The 26602-nt window shown below is 44.8% G+C and carries 26 protein-coding genes; 14 read left to right on the forward strand and 12 right to left on the reverse strand.

What is annotated here, in order from left to right; genetic code table 11:
• Positions 1 to 277: 277 nt before the first annotated feature.
• The 4 genes from AB4482_RS16915 to AB4482_RS16930 all read right to left on the reverse strand — a co-directional run bounded on the left by AB4482_RS16915 (position 278) and on the right by AB4482_RS16930 (position 4644).
• On the reverse strand, positions 278 to 1069 hold the full coding sequence (locus AB4482_RS16915; RefSeq protein WP_371714741.1) for a DeoR/GlpR family transcriptional regulator: 792 nt from the start codon (positions 1067 to 1069) through the stop codon (positions 278 to 280).
• A 260-nt stretch (positions 1070 to 1329) separates the two neighbouring features.
• Positions 1330 to 2850 (reverse strand): glycerol kinase GlpK, encoded by a 1521-nt coding sequence (gene glpK, locus AB4482_RS16920; protein WP_372181269.1) that lies wholly within the window; start codon positions 2848 to 2850, stop codon positions 1330 to 1332.
• A gap of 59 nt (positions 2851 to 2909) precedes the next feature.
• Positions 2910 to 3764 (reverse strand): MIP/aquaporin family protein, encoded by an 855-nt coding sequence (locus AB4482_RS16925; RefSeq protein ID WP_019827050.1) that lies wholly within the window; start codon positions 3762 to 3764, stop codon positions 2910 to 2912.
• A 448-nt stretch (positions 3765 to 4212) separates the two neighbouring features.
• The gene (locus tag AB4482_RS16930; RefSeq protein ID WP_372181270.1) at positions 4213 to 4644 is read right to left on the reverse strand and encodes a PACE efflux transporter; all 432 of its coding nucleotides are present in this window, start codon (positions 4642 to 4644) and stop codon (positions 4213 to 4215) included.
• Between the two features lie 130 nt (positions 4645 to 4774).
• Here AB4482_RS16930 and AB4482_RS16935 point away from each other — a divergent pair, with 130 nt between their 5' ends.
• Positions 4775 to 5665 carry a LysR family transcriptional regulator gene (locus AB4482_RS16935; RefSeq protein WP_372181271.1) on the forward strand — a complete coding sequence of 297 codons (891 nt, stop codon included), beginning with the start codon at positions 4775 to 4777 and terminating at the stop codon, positions 5663 to 5665.
• Between the two features lie 89 nt (positions 5666 to 5754).
• On the opposite strand, the gene arsB is transcribed toward AB4482_RS16935, so the two are convergent.
• The 5 genes from arsB to AB4482_RS16960 form a co-directional block, all read right to left on the reverse strand.
• Positions 5755 to 6810, reverse strand: coding sequence for an ACR3 family arsenite efflux transporter (gene arsB / locus AB4482_RS16940; protein WP_017065681.1), 1056 nt, complete (start codon positions 6808 to 6810; stop codon positions 5755 to 5757).
• A gap of 109 nt (positions 6811 to 6919) precedes the next feature.
• Positions 6920 to 7261: a helix-turn-helix transcriptional regulator gene (locus AB4482_RS16945; RefSeq protein ID WP_017064015.1), complete on the reverse strand. Its 342-nt coding sequence runs from the start codon at positions 7259 to 7261 to the stop codon at positions 6920 to 6922.
• A gap of 192 nt (positions 7262 to 7453) precedes the next feature.
• The gene (locus AB4482_RS16950) at positions 7454 to 7861 is read right to left on the reverse strand and encodes a glycine zipper family protein (RefSeq protein ID WP_029235181.1); all 408 of its coding nucleotides are present in this window, start codon (positions 7859 to 7861) and stop codon (positions 7454 to 7456) included.
• Positions 7862 to 7892: 31 nt separating this feature from the next.
• Positions 7893 to 8555 (reverse strand): START domain-containing protein, encoded by a 663-nt coding sequence (locus AB4482_RS16955; RefSeq protein ID WP_017072305.1) that lies wholly within the window; start codon positions 8553 to 8555, stop codon positions 7893 to 7895.
• Positions 8552 to 9715 (reverse strand): glycosyltransferase family 2 protein, encoded by a 1164-nt coding sequence (locus tag AB4482_RS16960; RefSeq protein WP_017064013.1) that lies wholly within the window; start codon positions 9713 to 9715, stop codon positions 8552 to 8554. The genes AB4482_RS16955 and AB4482_RS16960 overlap by 4 nt, the downstream gene beginning before the upstream one ends.
• Positions 9716 to 9977: 262 nt before the next feature.
• Between AB4482_RS16960 and AB4482_RS16965 the strand changes: the two genes are divergently transcribed.
• The 3 genes from AB4482_RS16965 (at position 9978) to AB4482_RS16975 (ending at position 12831) form a co-directional block, all read left to right on the forward strand.
• Entirely contained in the window at positions 9978 to 10775 is a 798-nt protein-coding gene (locus AB4482_RS16965) for a Cof-type HAD-IIB family hydrolase (protein WP_372181272.1), read from the forward strand.
• Between the two features lie 180 nt (positions 10776 to 10955).
• A complete protein-coding gene (locus tag AB4482_RS16970; RefSeq protein WP_102428459.1) occupies positions 10956 to 11603 on the forward strand; it encodes a DsbA family oxidoreductase in 648 nt (215 codons plus the stop codon).
• Positions 11604 to 11637: 34 nt separating this feature from the next.
• Complete coding sequence (locus tag AB4482_RS16975; protein ID WP_372181274.1) at positions 11638 to 12831, forward strand: winged helix-turn-helix domain-containing protein; 1194 nt, start codon at positions 11638 to 11640, stop codon at positions 12829 to 12831.
• A 28-nt stretch (positions 12832 to 12859) separates the two neighbouring features.
• Here AB4482_RS16975 and AB4482_RS16980 read toward each other — a convergent pair whose 3' ends face one another.
• The gene (locus tag AB4482_RS16980; protein WP_372181275.1) at positions 12860 to 13717 is read right to left on the reverse strand and encodes a LysR family transcriptional regulator; all 858 of its coding nucleotides are present in this window, start codon (positions 13715 to 13717) and stop codon (positions 12860 to 12862) included.
• A gap of 106 nt (positions 13718 to 13823) precedes the next feature.
• On the opposite strand from AB4482_RS16980, the gene AB4482_RS16985 reads away from it, so the two are divergent.
• The 4 genes from AB4482_RS16985 to AB4482_RS17000 all read left to right on the forward strand — a co-directional run bounded on the left by AB4482_RS16985 (position 13824) and on the right by AB4482_RS17000 (position 18323).
• Entirely contained in the window at positions 13824 to 14147 is a 324-nt protein-coding gene (locus AB4482_RS16985) for a putative quinol monooxygenase (RefSeq protein WP_372174955.1), read from the forward strand.
• A 3-nt stretch (positions 14148 to 14150) separates the two neighbouring features.
• Positions 14151 to 15125, forward strand: coding sequence for a Gfo/Idh/MocA family protein (locus tag AB4482_RS16990; protein ID WP_372174956.1), 975 nt, complete (start codon positions 14151 to 14153; stop codon positions 15123 to 15125).
• A 198-nt stretch (positions 15126 to 15323) separates the two neighbouring features.
• Positions 15324 to 15662, forward strand: a complete 339-nt coding sequence (locus tag AB4482_RS16995) for a Fis family transcriptional regulator (protein WP_372174957.1) — start codon at positions 15324 to 15326, stop codon at positions 15660 to 15662.
• A gap of 429 nt (positions 15663 to 16091) precedes the next feature.
• Positions 16092 to 18323: a hypothetical protein gene (locus AB4482_RS17000; protein ID WP_372174958.1), complete on the forward strand. Its 2232-nt coding sequence runs from the start codon at positions 16092 to 16094 to the stop codon at positions 18321 to 18323.
• Between the two features lie 43 nt (positions 18324 to 18366).
• Here the strand turns inward: AB4482_RS17000 and AB4482_RS17005 are convergent, their stop codons facing one another.
• Positions 18367 to 18828, reverse strand: a complete 462-nt coding sequence (locus tag AB4482_RS17005) for a hypothetical protein (RefSeq protein WP_372150432.1) — start codon at positions 18826 to 18828, stop codon at positions 18367 to 18369.
• Positions 18829 to 19008: 180 nt separating this feature from the next.
• Positions 19009 to 19767, reverse strand: a complete 759-nt coding sequence (locus AB4482_RS17010) for a DeoR/GlpR family DNA-binding transcription regulator (RefSeq protein ID WP_017072299.1) — start codon at positions 19765 to 19767, stop codon at positions 19009 to 19011.
• A 280-nt stretch (positions 19768 to 20047) separates the two neighbouring features.
• Between AB4482_RS17010 and ltnD the strand changes: the two genes are divergently transcribed.
• The 6 genes from ltnD (at position 20048) to AB4482_RS17040 (ending at position 26586) form a co-directional block, all read left to right on the forward strand.
• Positions 20048 to 20962: an L-threonate dehydrogenase gene (gene ltnD / locus AB4482_RS17015; protein WP_017072298.1), complete on the forward strand. Its 915-nt coding sequence runs from the start codon at positions 20048 to 20050 to the stop codon at positions 20960 to 20962.
• A gap of 2 nt (positions 20963 to 20964) precedes the next feature.
• The gene (gene otnK, locus AB4482_RS17020) at positions 20965 to 22221 is read left to right on the forward strand and encodes a 3-oxo-tetronate kinase (protein ID WP_017072297.1); all 1257 of its coding nucleotides are present in this window, start codon (positions 20965 to 20967) and stop codon (positions 22219 to 22221) included.
• An 11-nt stretch (positions 22222 to 22232) separates the two neighbouring features.
• A complete protein-coding gene (locus AB4482_RS17025) occupies positions 22233 to 22880 on the forward strand; it encodes an aldolase (RefSeq protein WP_171349682.1) in 648 nt (215 codons plus the stop codon).
• Positions 22880 to 23656 carry a 2-oxo-tetronate isomerase gene (gene otnI / locus AB4482_RS17030; protein WP_371724882.1) on the forward strand — a complete coding sequence of 259 codons (777 nt, stop codon included), beginning with the start codon at positions 22880 to 22882 and terminating at the stop codon, positions 23654 to 23656. The genes AB4482_RS17025 and otnI overlap by 1 nt, the downstream gene beginning before the upstream one ends.
• 178 nt (positions 23657 to 23834) lie before the next feature.
• Positions 23835 to 25289, forward strand: coding sequence for a GntP family permease (locus AB4482_RS17035; protein ID WP_017086589.1), 1455 nt, complete (start codon positions 23835 to 23837; stop codon positions 25287 to 25289).
• A 112-nt stretch (positions 25290 to 25401) separates the two neighbouring features.
• Positions 25402 to 26586 (forward strand): glycerate kinase, encoded by a 1185-nt coding sequence (locus AB4482_RS17040; protein WP_372181276.1) that lies wholly within the window; start codon positions 25402 to 25404, stop codon positions 26584 to 26586.
• Positions 26587 to 26602 lie beyond the last annotated feature (16 nt).

Genomic DNA, 26602 nt, shown 5'->3' on the forward strand with positions numbered 1-26602 from the left:
TAACTTTCGTTTGCGGTCATTTATTATTTTCGTTTATGCGCGTTTTATGTGATTTGCGCATAAAAAAACCTCTGCTTATGAAAGCAGAGGTTCAAATAAAACTTATTCGAGCATAGAAGTGACATGAACAGGGATCAAGTATTGATGGTTCAGTTATTAAAAAAGCCAGCTATCGATAAGTGTTTATCAATAGAACTGGCTTTTGATTGCTCACGAATGTGAGTGCTCTTACTTAACTTAACTCAATTTAATCTAGCTTGGCTTAGCTTAGCTGGACCTATTCACTGGGTGTTGAAGGCTGAGCGGTATTGATGACTTCTAATGGAATGTCTGAATCTTTAAGGATGTTGAGAATCTCTTCCGGCGGCTGCTTATTAGTAAATACCATGTGTGCCTGAGAGATATTACCAAGCTTAACCATCGCATTACGGCCAAACTTAGTGTGGTCGACAGCTAAGAAGATACTGCGGCTGTTTTCGATGATGGCTTGTTTCACGCGAACTTCGTGATAGTCAAAATCGAGCAGTGAGCCGTCAAAGTCGATACCACTGATCCCTAAGATGCCGAAATCAAGGCGGAACTGTTTAACGAAATCGAGTGTTGCTTCACCCACGATACCGCCGTCGCGGTTTCTCACTTCACCGCCCGCCAAGATAACCTTGATCTCTGGGTTCGGCAGAAGGATGCTCGCAACGTTAATGTTGTTGGTCACAACTCGTAGTTGTTTATGATTCTTGTTGAGTGCGCGAGCCACCGATTCTGGTGTAGTACCGATATCAACGAATAAGGTTGCGCCATCTGGGATATGTTTTACCAGTTCGTCGGCGATCACGTCTTTTTCGTTGAAGTTATGCGCTTTACGCGTGTTGTAAGAGGTGTTTTCTGAGCTAAGAGGAATGGTTGCACCACCATGATAGCGACGAATTTTGTTGCTATCGGCCAGTTCGTTTAGGTCTCGTCTGATGGTTTGTGGGCTGACATCGAACTTTTCAACGAGCTCTTCGGTACTTACATATCCTTGTGTTTTTACCAGATCTACAATCTGCTGGTGTCTTGGTATCTGTTTCACTTAACTTACCACTCCCTGCGCGCAAAGGGCTCTAGCGCGTCAAAATCGAAAATATAAACTCACGCTATTGTGCTCGAATTGATGAAAAGAGAGAAGTAATGATGGTAAGGAATCATGTCTAAACCGCAAAAACGGTGCTCAGAGCGGAAAATTTGAGCCCGAAACGCAAAAAAGAGCACAAAATAGTGCTCTTTTTAGTTTCGTTGACTGAGGAACGAACAATTCAATCGATAAGAGAGTGATTATTCGAACGCTCGATTTTACTCTTCGTCGTCATCGTGCAGCTCAGACCAAACTTGTGCACATTTGATAGCACGCTTCCAACCTTTGTAACGGCGGTTACGCTTCTCTTCATCGTGGTGTGGCAAGAACGTACGGTCTAGTACTGCTTTGTCTTGAAGCTCATCGATGCTGTCCCAGAAACCAACTGCTAGACCAGCAAGGTATGCTGCTCCCAGAGCGGTAACTTCAGTTACTTCAGGACGGTGAACTTCTGTATCTAGCACGTCTGATTGGAATTGCATTAGGAAGTTGTTCGCTACTGCGCCGCCATCAACACGTAGGTTTGCTAGCTTGATGCCAGAGTCCGCTTGCATCGCATCCAATACGTCACGAGTTTGGTAAGCAATACCTTCCAGTGTTGCACGAATGATGTGGTTAGAGTTAACACCACGAGTCAGGCCAACAATCGTACCGCGAGCGTAAGCATCCCAGTATGGTGCGCCTAAACCAGTAAACGCAGGGACTACGTAAACGCCGTTTGAAGAATCTACTTTGGTTGCGAAGTACTCAGAGTCTTCTGCGCCAGCCAGTAGCTTCATTTCATCACGTAACCATTGGATAGATGCGCCACCCATGAATACCGCACCTTCAAGTGCATAAGCTGGTTCGCCTGTAGGACCACATGCTAATGTCGTTAATAGGCCGTTCTTCGATGTTACTTTCTCTTGGCCTGTGTTCATCAGTAGGAAACAGCCCGTGCCGTATGTGTTTTTCGCTTGACCAGCTTCAACACACATTTGACCGTAAAGCGCTGCTTGTTGGTCACCCGCAATACCAGCGATTGGAATACGAGTACCGCCTTTACCACCAAGGTTCGTTTGGCCGTAAACTTCAGAAGAGCGTTTCACTTCAGGCATCATTGATGCTGGAATACCCATCTCGTCTAGTAGCTTGCTGTCCCAGCATAGGTCGTTGATGTTAAACAACATAGTACGTGATGCGTTAGTGTAATCCGTAACGTGAACACGGCCTTGAGTCATCTTCCAAACCAACCAAGTATCAACCGTACCGAACAGTAGCTTACCTGCTTCAGCGTCTTCGCGAGCGCCTTCAACGTTGTCTAGAATCCATTTTACTTTGGTACCTGAGAAATACGGGTCAAGGACTAAGCCAGTATTGTCACGTACGTAGTCTTCTAGGCCACGCGCTTTAAGGTCTTCACAGATGTCTGCTGTACGGCGACACTGCCATACGATGGCGTTATAAACCGGCTTACCTGTCTCTTTGTTCCAAACAATGGTGGTTTCACGTTGGTTAGTGATACCAATGCCCGCTAGCTCATCGCTGCGGATGCCTGCTTTAGCCAGCGCTTCAACCAATGTAGAGCTTTGCGTTGCCCAGATTTCCATTGGATCATGCTCAACCCAACCCGCTTTCGGGTAGATTTGAGTAAATTCACGTTGAGAAGAACTAACGATGTTTGCATCGTGGTCGAGGATTACAGCGCGAGAGCTTGTGGTGCCTTGGTCTAGGGCAACAATGTATTTTTGCTCGGTCATGGTAAGAATCCTTTTTCTTTTGTTATTTATATTTTAGTAAATGTAGGGGCGCTTAGTGATTAAGCTTGAGCTTGTTCAGCTTCTTGTTCTGTTTCACATTGGTTTGGAATTGTGCAGCCTTGGCCTTCAACTGGTAGGTAAGCACCGATAACACGTGGGTACAACCAACCACCAAAACACGCACCAGCAATTGGAGCAAGAATTGGAACGATGAAGTAAGGAATATCACGAGCACCGCTTAGTGCGAAATCCCAACCTGCAAAGTAAGCAAAAAGTTTTGGTCCGAAGTCACGAGCAGGGTTCATTGCAAAGCCAGTCAGTGGACCTAAAGAACCACCGATAACCGCGATAAGAATACCGATCAGTAGAGGGTTCATTGCACCGCGAGATGCGCCGTTGTTCTCATCACCTAACGCTAAAATGGCAAACATCAACACTGCAGTAATCACGAATTCCACAGCAAAAGCGCCGAAGAAAGAAAGTGAAGCATGTGGGTAAGTCGAGAAGATACCAGCAGTTGATAGTGCGTCTTGGCTGCTACGAACAAAGTTATGTGCGATTTCGTAGTCAGTAAATAGGTTGCTGTACAGGCTGTAAACCAATGCTGCAGAGCAGAAAGCGCCAAGCAGTTGCGAAATGATGTAAGGCACCACTTTCGCTTTATCAAAGCCATGGAACATGGCCAGTGCAATCGTTACGGCTGGGTTGATGTGTGCGCCTGAAACGCCGGCAGTACAGTAAATTGCAATCGCAACACCGAAGCCCCAGATGATGCTGATTTCCCATTGTCCGAATGTCGCACCAGTTAATACCAGAGCGGCCACACAGCCAACGCCAAAGAATATGAGTAATCCTGTACCGATAAATTCAGCCAAGCATTGCCCAAATAAAGAAGGGTGTTTGTTTGTTGTCATGTTCGAGTCCTTTTTAGTTTTGCTTATCTAGCACGTGTATTGTGCATATATTTGCGAACTCGAAAATAAACGAACATCAAAAGTGAGCGTTTGAGCATAAAATTGTTAATTAAAGTCACTTGAAATGTTAATCCGAACACTTTTGCTCGAAAAAGATGCTCGCATGAACGTCATTGCTCGAATTGATAGGTTGCGAAGCCGCTCAAACTACCTATATGTAAATGAATGCGCAACTGGTACGAGGAGTTTATGTTTGGATTTGTGATGCTACTTCGTGAGTGGCGGATTATTAGACTTAATTAGGGAGGGCTGTGTGATGTTTTTGCTATGTAACAAGGGAGTTAACAAATGAGCTTATATGCATAAATGAATAAACTGCCAACTATGTTGTAGTTTGGCAGTTTTCATTTGGGTGTATGTTCTTGTTATACGAGACGAACTTACCGCTCTAAACCAGAGCTGCCACTTTTCCTTTCGCAACCAATTGATCTCGAACTGAGTCATACGCCCAGTTGAACGCAATCGCGTAAAGTACGAAGAAAATAACTAGGCCGATGTCCATGATCAGTACGGTTAGGAAATCGAGTTGTAGAACCCACATCAAGACAGGTAGAGTCACTGTCATTAAGCCAAGCTCAAAACCTAATCCGTGCAGGATACGTGTTTTCGTGGTTCTTTTGCTTCGGTCTGTTCCGTAAATTTTGTCGTAGCCATAGTTGTAAACGTAGTTCCAAGCCATCGCTATCAATGATATTGCAAGCGCTAAGCCTGCCATTTCACCTGCGCCATTTCCTGTAACATAGGTTGTAAGCCCTGCCATTAGAACCAAAGCAACCAATTCAAATAACACCATGTGCAACATGCGTTCTTTATGTGACATTTTTCTAACTCTCTTTACGATTAAATAGCCGCCGATGGGCTAATGACTTGGCTAGATAATATCTACTTAAGTGATAATATAAAGATGGTTATCATCACATATTGTGATGGTAAGTTTTGGGAGAAACCGAATGTACAACATTGAACAGCTGAAAATGTTTGTGTATGCCGTTGAATTAGGGTCATTTTCTGCCAGTGCTCGTCATTTGGGTAAGGTTCAGTCGGCGGTGAGCCAAGGCATCAGTAATCTTGAAATCGATTTTAATGTTGAGCTTTTTGATCGTTCGACTCGAAAGCCTTCACTAACCAAAGCAGGCGAGCAGTTATTTAAACAGGTGAAAGCAATCGTGCTTCAGGTTGAAGATCTGAATGTGACGGTTAACGCGATGGGTAGCGGCGAAGAGGGGCTCATCAAAATTGCATTAGATGATTCATTGCTGGTTCCGAACTTATCTAAGATCCTTAGTCAGTTCAGTTATCAATTCCCGGCGACTGAAGTTGAACTGGTTGCGTGTACCACAACAGAGGTCAATCCGTTAATTATCGAAGAGAGAGCCGACATTGGATTGATGTTTACCAACTTGGCTTTTGATGTCGGTTCTGAGCCATGCTTTATCGGTCACTTACCGTTTATTGCTGTGTGTCATCCAAGTCATGCGCTCGCAAAAACAGGTGTGGCGAAACTCTCTGACTTACTCCCGCATCGTCAGTTAATGTTGAGGGGAGACAAAGGTAAGGTGATGGATCAGTTTCCGCTGATTGCCGGAAAGGTATGGTGGTCAAACAGCTTTATCGTCATTAAAGAGATGATTCTTGGTAGCGATATCGGTTGGGCATACTTACCGAAACACCTTGTTGAAGAAGAGCTTATTAAACAGCGCTTGGTAGAGGTGAATGTGTCATTTGACCATAAAACTTGGTCGCCTCCGGTTGATCTTGTTCTGTCTAAAACACGCTCAAAAGGTCCTGCATTACTTTGGCTTGAACAAGCATTGAAAGGCCTATTAGACGAAACTGAATAAAGAAAAGGCTCACCGTTTAACGTGTGAGCCTTTCTGTTCAAAGTGATGCTGCTTTTTGTTAGTTCTAGTTCTAGGTGTAGACGTAGATGCTATACGCTAGGTTTAACCGTCTGACCGTTGTAGTACTTGTCTTTCATCTTAAGCGCCACGTTCACAAGGTAAATCAGCACAGGGACTTCAATCAGTGGACCGATAACGCCTGCAAACGCTTGGTCTGAGTTGATACCGAATACTGAGATAGCCACGGCAATCGCTAGCTCGAAGTTGTTACCTGTTGCTGTAAATGCAATTGATGCGTTCTTGTCGTACTCGATGCCCATCTTTTTACCGATGAAGAAACTGATGAAGAACATCGCAGTGAAGTAGATAGTCAGTGGAACCGCAATTAATAGAACGTCCATTGGCAGTTCAACAATCATTTCACCTTTCAGGCTGAACATCAGAACGATAGTCGCCAGTAGTGCAATCAGTGTGATTGGAGAGATGCGTGGAATAAATACGTCGTTGTACCACTGCTCGCCTTTCATCGACACAAGGATCTTACGGCTTAGGAAGCCCGCTAGGAATGGGATACCTAGGTAGATAAGTACACTGTGTGCAATGTCGATCATCGAGATATCAACCAACATGCCTTCGTAACCAAATACTGGTGGAAGAACGCTGATGAACAACCACGCCATAAAGCTGTAGCTCACCACTTGGAATGCACTGTTTAGAGCAACCAATGCCGCGCCGTACTCTTTGTTACCGCCGCCGATGTCGTTCCAAACCAGAACCATCGCCACACAACGAGCAAGACCAATCAGAATCACCCCAACCATGTAACCTGGGTGGTCTCCCAAGAAAGTTAGTGCCAATACAAACATCAGAATTGGACCAACGATCCAGTTCATGATCAAAGAGAGCTTAATGGCTTTCTTATCTTTTACCACAGTGCCTAGCAGGTTGTAGTTAACCTTAGCCAGAGGTGGGTACATCATTAAGATAAGGCCAATCGCAAGCGGAATGTTAGTGGTGCCAACAGACATTGAATCGTTCCACTGTTCGATCTGTGGGAATAGGGTGCCGAGTAGTACACCAAGGCCCATGGCAATAAAAATCCACAGTGTTAAGTAGCGATCTAGAAAACCTAACTTTGGTTTCATGATAATCTCTCTTAGTTGATATCGTAAATCGTCGAAAAACGATTGGTTGTGGCAAAAAAACACGCTTAAAAGTAAAGGCTATCAAAGCCGATCATTCAAGCGTGAACTTCTATTTTAAAATGCTGTTAAATATCGATTCGAAGCGTTGAATATTGTCGCGGTCGATGCGGTAACACATCTTCGGCGGAATCGACTCAGCCGTAATAAAACCTGAGGCTTTCAATATTCTTAAGTGCTCTGATACCGTTGATTGAGCTAAACCCAATTCACTCACCAGATCACTGTTCAAGCAGCCGCCCGATTTTTCTAACGTGGAAAGGATACTCAATATACGTATTCTTGCTGGGTGAGCGAGTGCTTTCGCCAGTGCGGCCATTTGCTTTTCTGCTTTAGCATCACCGTGTTCGATGGGCAGAGAACAGCCACCAGATGTCGAGCAAGTTGAGTTCATATTGACGTCTCACTTTCATTAATCGTTAAAAGACGATTAATGATAAGCCTATTTTAAATAGGGGTCAATGCTCACTGTCTATTTGAACGAACTTTAAGGTGGCGATTCAGGGACTATGGTTGAACTCTGCTTTGACTCAGCTACGCAAAATGGCGTGAACATCGATTAAACGCCATTTTGCTCGGTTATCCGCTAGTTAAGAACGGTATAGCCTCGGTTGATCATACAGTTACGATTCACTTGAAACTTCTGCTGCTCAGATAGCTCGGCGGATTGTCTTTTTTGAGCACCGTGCTTTAAAGCGCCGCTGATAATACCGATGCCAGCACCAATTTTTGCACCATCATGACCACTCCCGCCAGAGACGGCTCCACCAACCGCACCCAGCGCTGCACCCTTAGCGGTTGAACCGACAATATCGCTGCCAAGAGAATCGACCTCTTCAGGCTTCACTTGTTGAGCGTATTGCTCACATTCATACAGATCGGCGTGATACTGTGTTTCATCAACACCTTTAGTATCGACAATAATTTGATTAGCAAATACTGAACTTGATGCTACAAGCAATATCGCTGCGATTGGAGAGAATGGAAATTTCACAATATAGACCTCTAGAGTATTCATTGCATTGTTAAAGTGACGTGTAGTTCTCGATGAAATCAAGGCGACGATCGGTGTACTCACCAGAATCCAACATCTTAGATAACCCGCGAAGCGTGTTGTAAGGCTGAGAAACGGCCACCATGTTAATGAGCCAATACGGAATATCGCCACCTGGATCACTCAATACTCGATAAGAGATATGGGTGGTGTTTTCGTCGATTGGTGTCAGGATCCAACTCGCCTCTAATTCAGCCACTCTGATGATTTTTTTATTATTGTTTGGCAGGTAATCAGGCCTACCATGCTGATCAATGGTGACAACCATCGTCTTTGGATCTTGAGTGATGACGTTCTCTACGATAGCTTCACGATCGGCAACTGGCCAAGGTGCCTTGGTATAGGTTTTGGTGATCGTGTGCGCCGCACTAAAATGCTCTATTTCTTCCATGTCATCGATGTTTTCTACCCATTGCGTGCCAACAGAGGTATCGATAAAGAGTGCGATAATAGAAGTGAGGGACGCGTTGATGTCGCCTTCTGCTCGAAATTCTTTAAAGTGACTGCCTTCAATTTTACGGTTATAAACCTCGATGCCTTTTTTATCGCGTGCCAGTGACCAGCCATCGGTGTCTGATGCAAACACCGAAACTGAACAAGCAAGAAGAAGCAAAGTAATAATCTTATTCATCATGTTAATGAGCGCCCTTTCCAGCTGATTTTATTGGTTTTAGATAAGCGGTAACTGTTCAGCACGAGTAGGCTTTGAACACAAATACCGAAGGGTACGGTTAACGCAAATTTTGCGGGAACAAACAGTTCCTTAACCAAAATGAAGTAGGTGACGATCGACACCAAGAGCATCACAGAGCTGACAATGAGCGAATAAGCATGAATGGCAGACATGTCACTGATGAAGGCGTTCGCCGATACCAGCATCAAAAGCGGTCCCGCCCATGCGATGATGTTGGCTTTGATGAAGACTTTTAAAGCTTGTGCTTGCGATTGACAATTCACAATAAGATTCATGTTTTTGGAAAAGCCAGCCCAGATTGAGTTGAAGTCTGAATACATGTGCGTACTCATTAGTTTGTCTGCAAATGCCCAGAAAATCTTAAATCCATTGACCTTCATGACTTTTGCAAAGGCGATGTCTTCCGATATCGCGTTTGCTACTGCGGCGTGTCCACCGACTGCGTCGTAGGATTTTCGGGTAAACAACATCGCCTGACCGTTAGCAATCGCTTCTTCCTTAGTCATGTCGTTCGAGTTTTTAAAGTTCATATAAGATGCGATCGATAGAAAGATGCCCGGCAAGGTCGCTTTTTCTGCCACAGACGCAAAAGTTTGTTTTGGATTAAACGATAAGAGATCAGTTTTTTGTTGGATAGCAAAGTCGATAACGCTCTGTAGCATCGCGGGTGCTGAATCGGTATCTGCATCAATGAAATACACATATTCACCGCTCGCGTTGAGTGCGCCAGCCATACATGCATTGCTCTTACCAAGCCATCCGGTCGGTAACGTTCTACCTGAAATACAGCGCGCGTTAACGTCGAACTTACTGATCAATGCTTCTACTTTTGCACGGGTTGAGTCAGTAGAAAAGTCATCAACAACAATGACTTCAAACTTGTCTTTTGGGTAGCTCTGCTTCAATAGAGAGCCAAGGCTGATTTCAATATTGTCTTCTTCATTTCGCGCAGGAATAATGACGGAAACAGTCGGCCACTCAGTTCTTTTGAACGATATTTTAGGTTCAATGTGAATACGATGGCGCTCTAAGTTCGCAAGTGTGATTAGAAACTTGACGGTAACGATGCAAAGCAAGGTCGTAATAATAGCTAAAATCATAATGACTGTGGTCGGAATAAAGTGATGGAGAGACAGGAAAGAATATAGTGGAGTGTGACCTAACGCACATCTTGTATGTAGGACTTAACCCTTCAAACTGGAATGCGCTTCTGTTAGCGTTTGCCTTGGAAAGATGTGAAACAGTGACTGACAGGCGGTAAAATAAGCATTGTATTCACCAGCGACTCTAGCGATATAATCGAACCCAGAACCGTTACTCAAGATAACGAATGATCATAATCCAATAATAGGTACGCCCGACATGCCCCAACAAAACATCAAATTTATCGCGACTGATATGGATGGCACCTTACTCGATGAGCATGGAAAGCTCGACCCTGAGTTTTTCAATCTTTATGAGCGCTTAGAAGCGCAAGATATTATTTTTGCTGCCGCGTCTGGCCGCCAGTATTACAGCTTGCTAGAAACATTTTCCCCGCTTAAAGATCGCATGATGTTTATTGCTGAAAACGGCACATTAGTGATGCACAAAGGCCAAGAACTTTACAGCTGCTTGCTTGATACTGATGCCATCAAAGACATCATCAAAGAAGCGCGAGCTATCGAAGGCGCTCATGTTGTGTTGTGTGGTAAGAAGTCGGCATACATCGAAACCAAAGACGAGCGTGCTTTAGCTGAGATCTCTAAGTACTACCATCGCCGTGAGCAAGTAGAAGACTTGCTGGCGGTAGAAGACGATTTCATCAAGGTTGCTATTTGCCACTTTGATGGTTCACAAGAGAAAGTAAACCCAAGCATCGACGCTAAGTTTGGTGAGAATTACCAAGTGGTTGTGAGCGCAAAAATTTGGTTGGATGTGATGAACGCTGAAGCGTCAAAAGGTGCGGCGCTCAAGCATCTGCAAAACACATTAGGTTTCACTTACGAGCAGACCATGAGCTTTGGTGACTACCTGAATGACTTGGAAATGCTTAAAGAGAGCTACCACTCTTACGCAATGGAAAACGCACATCCTAAGCTGAAAGAGATCGCACGTTTTGGTGCGCCAAGTAACGTTGACGCGGGTGTGTTCCAAGTGCTTGAGAAGTTGCTAGCGTAACGCTCTTAAGCTAGATTCGATTTTTATCAAAGCCAACTCGTGAAAATGAGTTGGCTTTTTTGTTGGCTGCTGTTGTATTGAGTTAAATTTGAACGAGTGTTCAGCTTGTTGTAGTCTAACCAGAAAGATGGGTATTCACTTTGAATTGGATACGCCTTAGTAACGATATTTGGAATGATTATGAGCAAGAAACTTCAACTTGATATTATTTCTGACGTAATGTGCCCGTGGTGCGTAGTCGGTTACAAAAACTTAGAGCTAGCCGTTGCGGAACTTGGTTTAGAAGACCAGATTGAACTTGAATGGCAGCCGTTTGAGCTTAACCCTGACATGCCGCAAGAGGGCGAAAACCTGCGTGCCCATATCATGAGAAAATACGGTTCTAGCGCAGAAGAGAGCCAACGTTCACGAGAACAGCTTTCGGCTCGCGGCCAAGCGGTTGGTTTCGATTTCAATTTCTATGACAGTATGAGAATGGTCAATTCACGTCATCTACATGTACTTCTCGATTTTGCACTAGCGCACGGCAAACAGACTGAGTTAAAGCTACGCTTCTTTGCTGCTCACTTCACAGAGCAAAAAGACCTGTCCGATCTTGAAGTCATTGCACAAGAGCTTGAAGCGGTTGGCTTAGACTCAACGAAGGCACTGAAGCGCCTAAAGAACACCGACAACTTGAAGCAAATTGAAGCGCAAGAGTTTGAATGGCAACGCATGGGGATCTCTGCGGTTCCTGCTGTGGTGTTCAACCGTAAGAGTGCAGTAACGGGCGCGCAGACGGTAGAAACCTACAAGCAGATTCTTCAAGAGCTTATTGCTGAATCATAAACGGATCATTGCTATCAATTAGAGTCTGAATTTCATGGAATCACTGTCACTCGCTCAAGCGCAAAAAATGGTATTGCTCTCACAAAAATTGCCACCTAAGAAGCAACGTAATAGTGGCGCTTTGGCGAACACGCTGTCTGCAATTGAAAGCCTTGGCTATGTGCAAATTGATACCATCTCTGTGATTCAACGAGCTCACCACCACACGCTTTGGAATCGCAATCAAGGCTACCAATTGAACCATCTTGATAAGCTGCTAGAGCGTCGAGAGGTATTTGAGTATTGGTCGCATGCCGCTGCGTATTTACCTATGCGTGACTTCCGATTCAGCCTACATCGCAAGAATGGCTTTGCGAGCGGTAAGCTCAAGCATTGGTATAAAAAGGATGACGCACTGATGGCTCATGTTCTCAAACGTATTGAGAATGAAGGACCGTTGATGGCGAAAGATTTTGAAGGGGATAGGCCAAACCCCGGCGGTTGGGGCGGTAAACCGGCCAAGCAAGCTTTAGAAACCTTGTTCATGCAAGGCGACTTAATGGTGCCAAGCCGAGTGAACTTTCATAAGGTGTATAACCTCACCGAGCGAGTGTTGCCGAGCGGAATTGATACCTCTGAGCCGACCGAACAAGAGTACATCGAGCATCTCATAACGCGTTACTTAGAGGCTAACGGAGTTGGAACAGCGTCGGAAATGAGCTATCTCCTGAAGAACACAAAGCCTCTGATTCAGAAAACACTCCAACAGATGCTTGAAGATAAGCAGGTTCTGAAAGTAGATATTCAAGGCTCTTATTACTATGTCCTGCCTGGTGCGTTTGATCTGCTGAATCAACCTCTTTCCAGAACCAAGCTTAAGATACTGTCTCCGTTTGATAACCTGCTGATTCAACGAAAGCGAATGCAATCATTGTTCAACTTTGACTACCTCCTTGAGTGCTATGTGCCTGAGGCCAAGCGTCAGTTTGGTTACTTTAGTTTGCCGATTCTATGGCAAGGTAAGCTGGTGGCGCGAATGGATTGCAAGGTCGATAGAAAGAGTCGCTTACTCAATATTCGTAACTTGGTTGTGGAAGAGCGAGTTAAAACTCATGAGTCTTTGATTCACGCTTTATGCGAAGAACTTAAACACTTCATGGTGTTTAACCAATGTGATGAGATGATCGTCCATAACACCACACCTTCTGATCTTGGTAAACGCTTGATGAGCCATTGGCAAGCAGTCTAGCGGTCTTTGTTGTTTAGAAAGCGCTTAGTTACTCAGCAAACGCAGCTAACAAAAACTCGACAAAGGTTCGGTTCTTCAACGACAGTTGTTTGGTTTTGTAGAGTAGGTGAATCGGCTTTGGTAACGGCGCCATACCGGGTAGGATTTCCAACAGCGCTCCACGGTCAATCTCTTCTGCGACTAAGATAGTCGGTTGCAGCAACACGCCCACACCCTGTAGGGCGGCATATCGCAACACATCACCATTATTCGACATTAAGCGCACACGTTCTTTATTCGGTGTGGCGTGAGGAGCTTGGCTGCTATAACTGAATCCAAGCGATGGGTGCTGCGCTAAGTCTTCTAATACTCTGATCTCAGCATGTTGGTTAAGATAATCGGGCGCCGCGCAGTAACACATCTCATAATCCCCTAAGTATCTGGCGACTAAACTGGAATCAGACAGGTCACCGATTCGCACAATCAGATCTATGTCGGATGAATAAGGGTCGACAAGGTCATTATTCAACATCAGCTCAACGTTGATGGTTGGGTTATGTGCGAGAAATTTGGCCACGATAGGGGCAAGTACCTTGTTCCCATAGGTGACAGGGCAGTTAATTTTTACCGTGCCTTGCGGTTGATTTTCCAAGGTTTGAATCAGGTTCTCTGCATTGCTGATGTCTTCGAGAATTCGCTTACATTCTCGATAATAAAGCTGACCTGAATCAGTTAAAGACTGCTTACGCGTGGTGCGGTGGATCAGCTGAGACTTCAAACTGGCTTCTAAGGAATGGACATGTTTACTTATCATGGTCGCCGACAGGTTGAAGTGGTTTGCGGCGCTACGAAAGCTGCCTTGTTCCACTACGTAGACGAAGACTTTCATGCTGGTTAACTTATCCATTAAACACTCTTGGTTGATAAACAATAAACAAAAGGTGAGTTTATCAATTATTAGGGGTTAATTATATTAATGGCAAACCGATAATTAACTAAAATAAGAGCGTGAAATGCCTCAAACGAATGAAACCATCTTTGTTACTGCCGAACTTAAGATCAAAACCAACATAGAGCGAGCTGCTGCGATCGAAGCTATCGAACAGTTTTGTTTCGACATGCAAAGCGAGCCTGGCTGCCTACAAGCAATTGCAACCTATGATCAAAGCCAAAGCGATCGTGTGGTCTTGCTTGAGCAATACGCAAACCGCGAGGCGATTAATCAGCACTTTGGTATGCCTCATACCCAAGCATTTATTGAGCGTGACATTACCGAGTTGGTTCAAGCATTCGAAACGCAACGTGGACCTATCAAAGCACAAGAGCAGGAGATCTGATACATGAAATGGGGAATCCTAGGAACCAGTTTTATCTCAGGCGTAATGGCGGATGCGATTAAAGGCGACGCTCAAAGCGAGCTGTATGCCGTTGCTGGACGTACTGAAAAAACACTTAACGAGTTTGCTGCCCAATACCAACCAACACGAACCTTCAACAGCTATGAAGCCTTGATTGAAGATGAGTCGGTCGACATCATCTACATTGCTCTGCCAAACCATGTCCATCATGAGTATGTGATTAAAGCAGCTCAAAAAGGCAAAGCGATCTTGTGTGAGAAGTCTCTGTCGGTAGATATGGAAAAAACCGAGCAAGCTTTACAAGCCGTGAAAGAAGCGGGCGTATTCTTTGCTGAAGGTCTGATGTATTTAAACCATCCACTTATCACCAAGCTTCATCAAGAACTGGCAGCTGGTGAGATCGGCGAAGTGCGCTCAATTCAAGGTTCCTACGTTGCGGCGATTGATCAGTTCGTGAACCCTGCAAGTAAAGGCGCGCTATACAACCTTGGCTGCTACCCAATGTCGCTGATTCACTCTGTCGCGCAGCAGCAATTTGGCGAGAGTGTGTTCGATGATGTGCAGATATCAGCAATCGGTCGACGAGGCGAAGATGGCAATATCTGTGAATCGTCGGCGATGATGCGTTTCAATGACCGTTTTACCGCGCAAATCCACACCGCTGAAGACCACGGCTTAAAGCATGGCTTTACTATTCTAGGTAGCAAAGGCTGCATTACTTTAGATACTAACCCATGGTTACCGACTGCAGAAAACACGTTTACGGTAGAGATCTATGAGACGTCGACACGTGAAGTGAAAGTCGAAGCGCAAGGCGATGGCTTCCATTATCAAGTGCGCAATATCCGCCAAGCAGTCGAGCGAGGTGACACACAACTTGCTGCGCCAATGGCAATCCACCAAGACTCTCGCGTGATCATGAAGTTACTGACTGATTGGGAACAAGCGGCGAGCTAAGATCTTCGTAAATTCTATATTCGCCTCATGTTTGATTGCCTCGTAAGCGATCAAACATGAGGCGTTTCCTCTGTATCTTCTAGTCGACTCTCCCAATAAATACTTTGCATTTGAAACCGCCACAGTGTCCAATATCAGGTAGTACGAAACTGACCAAAAAACCTTACTTTTTAAGGTGTTAAATAGGACCTTTACCGCATGCGTAAATCAGATAAGAAAATCGAAAATCAGATCAGAGACGTGTTAACTGACGTTTGTGAAGACACGCTGAAAGGCTTCGATGGTTTTTTATGGGTGACTCACTCGGTCAACTTCTCCTCTTTTCCGCAAAGTTTGAAAATTGTCTGTGTATTCGATACCAATCAGGATAGAACGAACTTCTTAAATGGCGAAGGTCAACAGAGTGTTTCAGGGACTATCCAGAAAGCGTTCAATCAAGTTGGAATTCAACTGAAGAGTATCGATAAACACATCAGCTACGATACGCAAGAAAATTGCGACCGCGACCATCAAGGGAAGTGGAACAAGAGGCTTTAAGGCGCGTTGTTATCGCTCTTGTTTAGACAGCCTATTCAAATTGAGTTTCAACAGTGTGGCGTTGAAACTGAGATTCGATGCAGCAAATCTCAGCCCGTTCTGAGCTTTAAGCTCTGATAACTTCCATCTTCCAAACTGTATTATTCTCATTTTGAGAAAATCTGAGCTGATTTCTCGTTAGTTGGAGAAACTTGGTTTCCAAGTAAAATTAAAATCACAAAAATTTATATTTTCCTTAATGTCTTGATTTTGAATCGACATTTGCTCGTTTTCCTTACCACCGATGAAACCAGTCAGAAGAGCACTTGAACAATACAGCCATGTAGTCGATACTTTTTTCGTATTTTGATTCCTAAATTGACACGTAAGTTGGCTGACTTTTCGTCTTGTGATTTAAGGCATGACAGTATCAATTAGGAAATTTGATTCATGAAAACCTACATTTCTGGGCTGCTCGCACTCATACCGTCATGTTTAATCGCTGGCTACGCTTTTGCTGTTGGCACAGCGGTTGTGCTGCCAGGGCAACATGAAGCGGGTGTTGATCTTTCGGGCTCCCCACTATCTGCGGATGCTGTCATTGATTGGGAAATTACCAACAGTGATATTGTGTTTGGAGCCTATGCTGACAAAGCCGACAATGAGCGGGCTACGACAATTGGTTATATGTACAACCAAGTCATGGCGATGAACTCGGGTTGGTTGGAGAACGATCTCCGTAACCAAGCTGAGTTAGAAGGCCTCAATTTCGAAGACTATTTCCTGCACTTTTCTGAAGATACTGTCATTGCCGAAGTTGATGAAACTCACGGCGAAAAGACTCTTTTAAACCGAAAACCTATGATCTTGGGTTATACAGCCAGTGAAGACCATGCTGGTTTTTGGCTGTATCAAGAGCCTCCGTGGGATGCCGATGTGTTTGAGAATTTCGAACAGGGTGGGGCTTTGTATGTCTATCATGCTGAGCAGTTCGAACGGCTGACCTTTAAGTTCTCACAGTTTGCTGGCAGCGGCGAATTTTGGATTGAATACCCAACGGCTATTGATTCTCAGGGTAGGGTTTCACAGTGGGAAAGGCTCGATGTAAAGAAAGACAAAACGCTCAGCATGACCAAAAACCAATCGGTGATCTGGAACCTTCCTAATGATTGGGTAAGAGCTACAACTCATGATGGCAGTGGTGCGAGCTATGGTGGCGGCCAGTATTTTGGCTCCACCTTTTTGAGAGATGGTGGGCGCTTATACGTTGTGAGAGTTCGTTGGCAAAGTGAAAACGCCGACGACAGGCCGCGCTTAAAAGAAGTAAAACTGAAAAACAGTTTTTCAACCGTCAAATTAACCGACGCTCCGACTACAACGCCGGACGGCAATGCTATCAGCCAATGGCGAAAAATCCGCGGTTTTGATGTGTCTGCAGACCTAGATGGCGATAACTACTTGTCGCCAAGCGAGTATCGAAATCGAACCAATAAGAACGCAACAGCGCGTTTTCGTTGGGAATCAAGAGTGGTGCCATTTGGTCGAATGTGGAGCGCTAGCTCATCTTGGTCGCTAACGAACGTCGCAAACGCGGATTATCTATCTGCTATTCATCGCTACTACAAGCAAAGCTGGGCAAGCCAAGGTTTGAATGGTGCGTACAACGACGACACAAATAAACTCATTGGTTCGAACCAGTTCTATGTTCATTCTGGTGGGCATGTTCAAGAGTTAGGAGCCGTTGCGGGTTCGAATCAAGCGGATGATCTCTATAAACAACAATTTTCAGCGTTTCTGAAAAATCTATCTGCTTTAGAAAGTGATGCGTCGATTGGGTTGAACATCGGAACCGCGAACTTGCTGGGTCGAAATGGACAGGCTCATCTTAGCGAGGCGGGATCTCTGTATTTACGCGAGCACTACATTTTTCCGTCTACTGGGTTTAGTGGTTACTCGGGGATCTCTAAATTCTGGGATAATTCTGCGCTCGCCTACAATGGGCAAAGTGTTATTTTTCAGGCGACAACGCGTTATGGGCGAGTTCAGTATCTTGGAAATAGTGAAGAGAATTGGAAGCAAGACCAATACTCGACCCTAGCGATCTACCACCTCAATCGACACGCTCAACATAGCTACTTTAATCAGTGGAACAATGGTTACGTCTATGGAAGTGGCAACACGACGGCTGACACTTTCTGGCAAAGTGGTGTCCCTAAAAACATCGCCTACCAACCAAGTTCGTTATTGGCCGTTGATTTGGGAGAGCCGAGTCATCTAATCCCACAAGGCTTTGAACCGATTCCTTTAATGCTATCAACAGCGACACCTCAACCCGCGGACTACACCATCGTTGGCGATTCATCAATGAACGAAATGGTGCATGCTGACCTGCCCAATGGCATGACTCACGTTCTACCGACGTTCACGTACTTTATGTATCAATCTGAAAATCAGGTGGTCGCTGGTGGCCCTGAGGACATGGTGTTAGCGAGAGAGTTCAGCAATGGTCGTGTGTTGTATCGCACGGATTTCCACGGTAAGAATCCGAGCTTTTATGAAGCGTCAAAACTCACCATTACGCTGGATGTTCCAATGAAACCTGTTGGTGCTAACGGTAACGTTGGTGACTATGTGAGTGAAATAGAAATTGGCGGTTATGAAGGGCTGTTCTTACTTTATTAGAACTAATGCGAGTGAGCACTCTCGAACCAGAGCAGACTAGAGCTTAGGTTCTGGATATGAGCTTATTCTTTTTACACTGCTTAAACTCTTTGGCGATCCACGATTGCTCGTTTAAACCATTGTCGATTAGAGCAAAAAGGTAGCCATCGACTTTGCCTGAAGCCGCAGGATATTCTTGAAAAGCGTGCTTAGGGTAGCCGGGGTAATCCATCTCGTATTGAGCGTCTAACTGCTTACCGAGTTGACGCCATTTTACGAATAACTCAGAAGAAGATGTCTCAACCTTATATTGGCCCAAAATACGTTGGTGGTGGGTTAACGCCACTTTAGCGCAGTGATTGGTCTGTACGACTTTTTGTATCAATTCAACTTGTTCTTCACTCATGGTTTTCGCCAGTACATTCTCTTGTTCGATACGCGCCATTCGCTCACCAAACGTTTCAGCATGGGTGGGAAACACAAAAGTAAGCGGTAAAGCCAATACCAAAAGACGCTTGTAGAACATAACCAAACTCGTTAAAAGGATTCGCGGCTATTATGCCGCCCGCCGCCAATATTATTAATCAATATAAACGCTTAATTGTAAGAATTATTTTTATCGAGTAGATAAATAGATGATTTTGGAGTTGTGGCATTCAGGCTCTGAATGTTTGGTTGGTGAGCCTGAAATTTGATGAGGGATCCGTTACGAATTAATGACCTTGATGCCTTTGTCTTGAAGCTCATCAATCACACTACTCGAAAGATCAATGTCGGTGATCACGCCATCAAGCGCACTTAAATCTAAGGCGTGGAAAGTAGCGATACGTCCGTATTTGGTTGAGTCTGAAATCAGATAGTTTGAATGAGCTGCTTGAACAATGGCTTGTTTGACTAATACCTTATTTTCACAAGGTGTCGAGAGCCCTTTTAGATTCCAAGATGAAGAAGAGATAAACGCAATATCAATATTCATCCCTGCCAAGAACTCAGCTACTTTTCCCCCAATACTCGATTGATTTTCACGGTCAATCTTGCCACCAGTATGGTAAATCTCAGATTGTGTGCTGTTCATTAGGTATGCGGCAATCGCGAAGTCATTGGTGATGATAAGCAGATCATCTCGCCCTGCAAGTTGGTGAGCGATCTCCAAAGAGGTTGTTCCAGCGTCTAAGTAGATAGTCGAATACTCAGGAACCAATTGAGCAGCTAGTTGACCTATTTGAGCTTTTTCGCTTGCTTGCTGTTCTACCTTGATGTCGTGTGACAATTCGCTGTGAAGTGCTTTAGTCAGCTGAACGCCACCCGAAACTGAAATCACTTTCCCTGATGTCTCTAGCTTTACGATATCTCGACGAATAGTCATATGAGACACCTCTAAGTGCTCAACAAGCTCAGAAATACTGATCACTTCTTGGTGTGATAATAGTGACAAAATGGTTCTCTGACGTTCCGCTGGAATCATGATTCTTCTTCTATGTTCTTATTTTTCATCATCCTATCAATCTTTGGTTGTTTTGTGAATATCTGTGAATATCTGTTGTGAAATAGCAATTAGAACTGTGATTGCTGCCGAAATTACCCTTATCTAATGCCTCTAAAGGGTTAAATTACTCATTAATGTTAACTTTTGTTAAATGTGTGACTTATCACTAAGTCGCATTCGATTGCTTCACATATAATCACAAACATAAACAAGAATTAACAAATCTAGAATTCAATAATTACGTGAAAGGCATCTTGCTATGAAAGAAGTTCAATCTGTTGGTGTTATCGGTTTAGGTTCTATGGGCATGGGCGCAGCGAAGTCATGCGTGCGTGCAGGCCTTGATGTATATGGTTTCGATTTGAATCCGCAAGCGCTTGAAAACTTGGGTGAATATGGCGCAAAAGCGGTCTCTACAAGCGCGGTTGAGTTTGCCGACAAACTTGATTCAGTTTTGGTATTGGTTGTGAATGCAGCTCAAGTTAACACGGTACTGTTTAAGACTGGTCTTGCGGCGGCACTGAGACCTAACACGCCAGTTATGGTCTCGGCAACGATCTCAGCAGAAGACGCGAAACAAATCGAAGCTCAGCTTGCTGAACATGATCTTGTGATGCTGGATGCGCCAGTGTCCGGCGGTGCAGTAAAAGCAGAAGCGGGTGAAATGACGATTATGGCTTCAGGTGCGGTGACCACATTTGAAGCACTGGCTCCGGTACTTGATGCAACTGCAGCTAAAGTCTACAACATCGGCGAGACCATTGGCCTTGGTGCGACCGTTAAGATTATCCACCAGTTACTAGCAGGTGTTCATATTGCTGCGGGCGCTGAAGCGATGGCACTAGCCGCACGCGCAAACATTCCGCTTGATTTGATGTACGACGTTGTTACGAATGCAGCGGGCAACTCTTGGATGTTCGAGAACCGCATGAAGCACGTAGTCGATGGTGATTACTCTCCAAAATCTATGGTTGATATCTTTGTGAAGGATTTGAACTTGGTATCAGATACCGCTCAAAACCTGAAATTCCCACTCCCATTATCAAGTGCTGCACTGAACATGTTCGTTAGCGCGAGTAATGCTGGATTTGGTCAAGAAGACGACAGTGCAGTGATAAAAGTCTTCCAAGGTATTGACCTGCCGGGTGTAAACACGTCAAAGGCGGAGAAATAATCATGTTATTAGGTGTTATTGCAGACGACTTTACAGGTGCAACAGACATTGCTGGTTTCTTGGTTGAAAACGGTATGCGCACTGTTCAACTGAATGGGATTCCAACGGGAGAGTTTGACACATCAGCAGATGCTGTGGTGATCAGCCTTAAATCTCGCTCTTGCCCAGTTGACCAAGCGGTGACGGATTCGGTTACTGCGCTTAAATGGCTTCAATCTCAAGGCTGCCAACAGTTTTACTTCAAATACTGCTCAACGTTCGACAGTACCGCTGAGGGCAATATTGGTCCCGTAACAGATGCACTTTTGGCGGAACTTGGAGAATCTTTCACTATGGTTTGCCCTGCATTGCCAGTAAATGGTCGCACGGTTTACAACGGTCACTTGTTTGTTTTTGGTGAGTTGCTCAGTGATTCAGGTATGCGTAATCACCCTGTTACACCAATGACGGATTCAAGTGTGGTTCGAATGATGGACGCACAATCAGAAGGTGTTTCCGGTTTAGTTAACTTTCAAACGATTGAACAGGGCGCTGATGCGGTTACCGCTCGTTTTAACGAACTCAAAGCTCAAGGTAGTCGCTACGCCGTGGTAGACGCATTTAATGCAGAGCACTTGGTGACGTTAGGTCAAGCGGCTAAATCTCTGAAACTAATCACAGGTGGCTCAGGCCTAGCTGCTGGTATCGCTAAAAATTGGACAGGACATCTTGCTGACCAAAGTGATGCAAAACATGCCGGTAGCCCAGTCAAAGCACCAACCGTTGTGTTCTCTGGTTCTTGTTCAGTGATGACTAACCAACAAGTTGCGGTATACAAGCAGCTTGCTCCTCACTTTGCTATCGATGTGAAGGCTTGCTTAACCAATGATCAATACGCCAATGATGTGTTCGATTGGGTGATGACCAATAACCAAGGCGAGTTTGCTCCTTTGGTTTATGCAACCGCAGATGCCGCCGCACTGAAAGCCATTCAAGAAGAATACGGCGCACAAGCTTCAAGCCACGCCGTTGAACAGTTTTTTAGTCAACTCGCTATCAAACTGCACCAACATGGTGTGAAAAACTTCATTGTTGCTGGTGGTGAAACCTCTGGTGTAGTGACCCAAAGCTTGGCTGTGAAAGGTTTTCATATTGGCCCTCAAATCGCACCAGGTGTGCCTTGGGTGAGGTCGGTTGAAGGTGATCTTTCATTGGCACTTAAATCTGGCAACTTTGGTGATGAAAACTTCTTCGCTAAAGCTCAATCATTTTTTTCATAAGCGAGATTCAAATGAGTAAAGTTTTGATGAACGAGCAGCAGTTAAGAGAGCAAATGGTCACGCTCGCTCGTTCAATGTTCGAACGAGGTTACGCCACTGGTGGTGCAGGTAACCTGTCTATCAAATTACCTAATGGGCATTTTCTAGCAACACCAACAGGCTCTTCATTTGGTCGCCTTGTCGCTGAGGAATTGTCGGTTGTTGATATCGATGGCAACCACATCTCAGGTAAGAAGCCTTCTAAAGAAGCGGCATTCCACTTAGCGATTTATAGAAATAATGCAGAATGCAATGCGATTGTTCATTTGCATTCTACTTACCTTACCGCGTTGTCTTGCCTTGAAGGGTTGGATCGTAATAACGCGATTAAGGCTTTCACACCGTATTTCGTGATGCGAATTGGTGAGTTACCAGTGATTCCTTACCTACGTCCGGGTGACCCACAAATCGCTGAAGAGTTGGCAAAACGAGCAGGTGATTATCGAGCATTTTTGTTAGCAAACCACGGCCCAGTAGTAACAGGCACTGACTTTGTTGATGCCGTTGATAACGCTGAAGAGCTAGAAGAGACCGCCAAATTAGCATTCTTATTGAAAGGGAATGATATCCGTTACCTAACGGACGAAGAAGTGATGGATTTAAAAGGGAGAGGCAAATAATGGCTAAGTTCGCAGCAAACTTAACGATGTTATTCACAGAAGTACCATTTCTAGAGCGTTTTGAAAAAGCACACCAAGCCGGTTTCAAAGCTGTTGAATACCTATTCCCTTATGCATTTGAGGCCGAAGAGCTTGCAGCAAAAATGCAGAGATTTGGTTTTGAGCAGGCGCTTTTTAACATGCCTCCAGGTAATTGGGATGCGGGTGAGCGTGGTTTTGCCGCTATTCCAGATCGTGAAGAGGAATTTAAAGCTAGTGTTGATACGGCGCTTATGTACGCGACAGCTCTGGGCTGTAAAAAAGTCCATGCAATGTCAGGCATATTGAATGAGAACTTTACTAAGCAACAACACGTTGAAACCTTCATCTCAAACATTCGTTTTGCGGCTGATAAGTTTGCTGAGCAAGGCATCGAATTGATGATTGAACCTCTTAATAGCCGTGATGTTCCGAACTATTTTGTGGCGCATCAACGTGAAGCTGTCGAACTGATTAAGTTGGTCGATAGACCAAATGTGAAACTCCAACTCGACCTTTATCACGCGCAAATCATGGATGGTGATTTAAGTACTTTGATTCGTGAAGTTGCTGCTTATACCGGTCATATCCAAATTGCTTCTGTACCAGAGAGGCATGAACCATCGGAAGGCGAACTGAACTACCCACATTTATTTAGTGTTTTGGATGATTCAGGTTACCAAGGTTGGATTGGCTGTGAATATAACCCAAGAAGCACGACAGAAGAGGGGCTTAGCTGGGTAAAAAGTTATTTATAGCGCGGTGTGAATGGCGTTTATATGTAACGAATCATAAAAGTAAAAACTGATTTAGATAAAACGGCTTACAGGTAAGCCAACACATAACGATAAAGTGCAATGGGTGACCCGGTATCACCCATATGCACCACCCTACAAATTTTCTAAAAATGAAGAAAGAGACAAAAGGAATATAAAAATGGATGGAGCACTGATAGGCATCGTAATTGGCATTTTAGCCATGATGGGCATGATCATTAAAACAAGAATCCCAGTGGCGCTTGCGATGATTATTGCAAGTATCATCATGGGGCTATTCGCTGGTATGGCACCAACAGAGCTGATCAACGCAATTAAAGCCGGCTTTGGTGGCGTGCTTGGTGGTATTGGTTTGATTATCGCGTTCGGCGTTATCATGGGCGCGTGTTTCGAGCGTTCTGGTGCGGCTGTTAGAATGGCAAAAACGTTTGTAAAGCTGTGTGGTAAAGGTCGTGAAGACTTAGCACTAGGTTTTACAGGTGTACTTGTCGCTATCCCAGTTTTCTGTGACTCTGCGTACATTATTTTACACTCTCTTGTTCGCGCAATTTCACGTGACACAGGTAAATCAGCGGTTGGCTTAGGTGTGACTCTGGCGCTTGGCCTACTGATCACTCATGCGCTTGTGCCACCAACACCGGGTCCAGTTGCTGTGGCTGGAATTCTGGGTGTAGATCTAGGTGAATACATGTTATGGGGTTTGATGGTTTCTATCCCTATGATGCTTCTTTCTATGATTTATATTCGCCGAGTAGGTAACGAGTACTACCGCGTACCAAACGGTGAGACATGGATTACTAACCAAGCTGATTGGGCAAACCTTGAGAAAGTAAAAGAAACAGATGACAGAGAGCTACCAAGTAACTTTTTATCATTCGGTCCAATTCTGCTGCCAATCGCATTCATCCTAATCAACACGCTTGTTGGTCAAGGTGACACTGCAATGCACAACGTTATTTCGTTGATTGGTAACCCAGTGGTTGCTGTTGGTATCGGTGTTCTTATGGCGCTATACGGTCTTACTCGTCATATTGAGCGCAAAGACATGGTTAGCTCTATGGATGATGCTCTGTCTACTACAGGTCTAATTCTTGTGGTAACTGGCTGTGGTGGCGCAATGGGTGCAGTACTTAAAGCATCAGGTGCTGGCCCTCAAGTAGCCGAAGCTATCGCGAGCAGCGGTATTCCACCTCTACTTGTACCACTAGCAATTGCTTCAATGCTTCGTCTAATCCAAGGTTCAGCAACGGCATCAATGATGGTTGCAGCAACGATGACGCTGCCATTGGTTGAAACGTTAGGTCTAGACCCAGTATTCGTAGCACTTGCATGTGCGGTAGGTCCGGTTGGCTTCTCTCATTTGAACGATTCATACTTCCACATCATTAACCGTACGTTAGGTATTACTGAACTTGCTGACCAAATTAAGATCTGGTCTGTGTCTTCAACTATCGCATGGGCGATTGGTGCAAGCATCATCATGATTCTAAACTTAGTGTTTGGTAAAGGCGGTACGTTGATCGACCCACTGATTCCAATTGCGGTTCTAGGTGCTGTATTCGTGTGGCTAAAAAGCAAAGAGAAATCACAAGTAAAGACAGCCGTTACTAACTAATACTACTTACCTTTATATACTGCCCCTATTAAGTGATTAGCTTGCTGATCTTCAATAGGGGTATTTTTGGATCGGACACTCACAAAATTACTAATCTTTTGGATCTATCAGTATGAAAATTGTTATTGCACCAGACTCGTTTAAAGAATCTTTATCGGCTGTATCGGTGGCGGCGTGTATTGAAAAGGGCTTTCGTGAAATCTTCCCTGACGCTGAATACGTGACCTTGCCTTTGGCTGATGGTGGCGAAGGTACGGTAGATGTATTGCTACAAGGTTTAGCAGGACAAAAGCGAATCCATCAAGTGGAAGGGCCATTGGGCGCATTGGTTAATGCTGAATGGGCGATGCTTGAGCCATCCGATAGCAACCCGAACAAAACGGCATTGATTGAAATAGCTGCTGCATCGGGTTTGGACTTGTTGAAACCAGAGCAGCGTGATCCGTTGATTGCTTCTTCATTCGGCACAGGGCAATTGATTTTGGAAGCGATAGAGCGGGGTGCTCAAACCATCATTCTTGGATTGGGTGGCAGTGCGACCAACGACGGTGGAGCAGGAATTGTGCAAGCTCTAGGTGGGCGCTTGATAGATAGTAAAGGGCAAGATGATGATGGACAAGAGCTTAACCGAGGTGGTGCTGCACTTGCAGAACTTGCATCAATAGATCTTACCGGCTTAGATTTGCGCTGCGCAGATGTCGAACTGATTGTGGCATGCGATGTTGATAATCCACTGTGTGGTGACAACGGTGCTAGCCACGTATTCGGCCCACAAAAAGGGGCGACACCCGAACAAGTCTTGATGCTTGATAAGGCGCTAGCGAATTTTGCTCAAATCGCTGAATCGCAAGGTTGTGTTGGCAGCGATGAACCCGTTCAAGAGCGTGCTGGTTATGGCGCGGCTGGTGGCACGCCGATGGGACTTGGTTTGCTATCTAATATGCAGATCAAACCGGGTATTGAGATGGTGCTTGATGTTCTCCAAGCCGATGAAGTACTGAAAGGTGCTGACCTTGTGATTACTGGCGAAGGGCAAATGGACAACCAAACTCTGCAAGGCAAAACACCTTACGGCATTGCTAAACGTGCGAGTTTACAAGGTATTCCAACCATAGGTATTGCTGGCTCATTGGGAACTGAAGTAGAAGCTCTCTATGGAGAAATGAGCAGCTTGTTCGGGACTGTTCGTTCTCCTCAGTCACTCGAGCAAGTACTGCGAGAAGCTGAATTGAACCTAACCAGAACGGCGAGGAACATTGCCTCAACTCTGAGGTTAGGCCATGCCATTTTTAAATAAGCCGAAGTTATACATA

This window comes from Vibrio sp. 10N.222.55.C7 (assembly GCF_041473335.1).
GTDB lineage: Bacteria > Pseudomonadota > Gammaproteobacteria > Enterobacterales > Vibrionaceae > Vibrio > Vibrio crassostreae_C.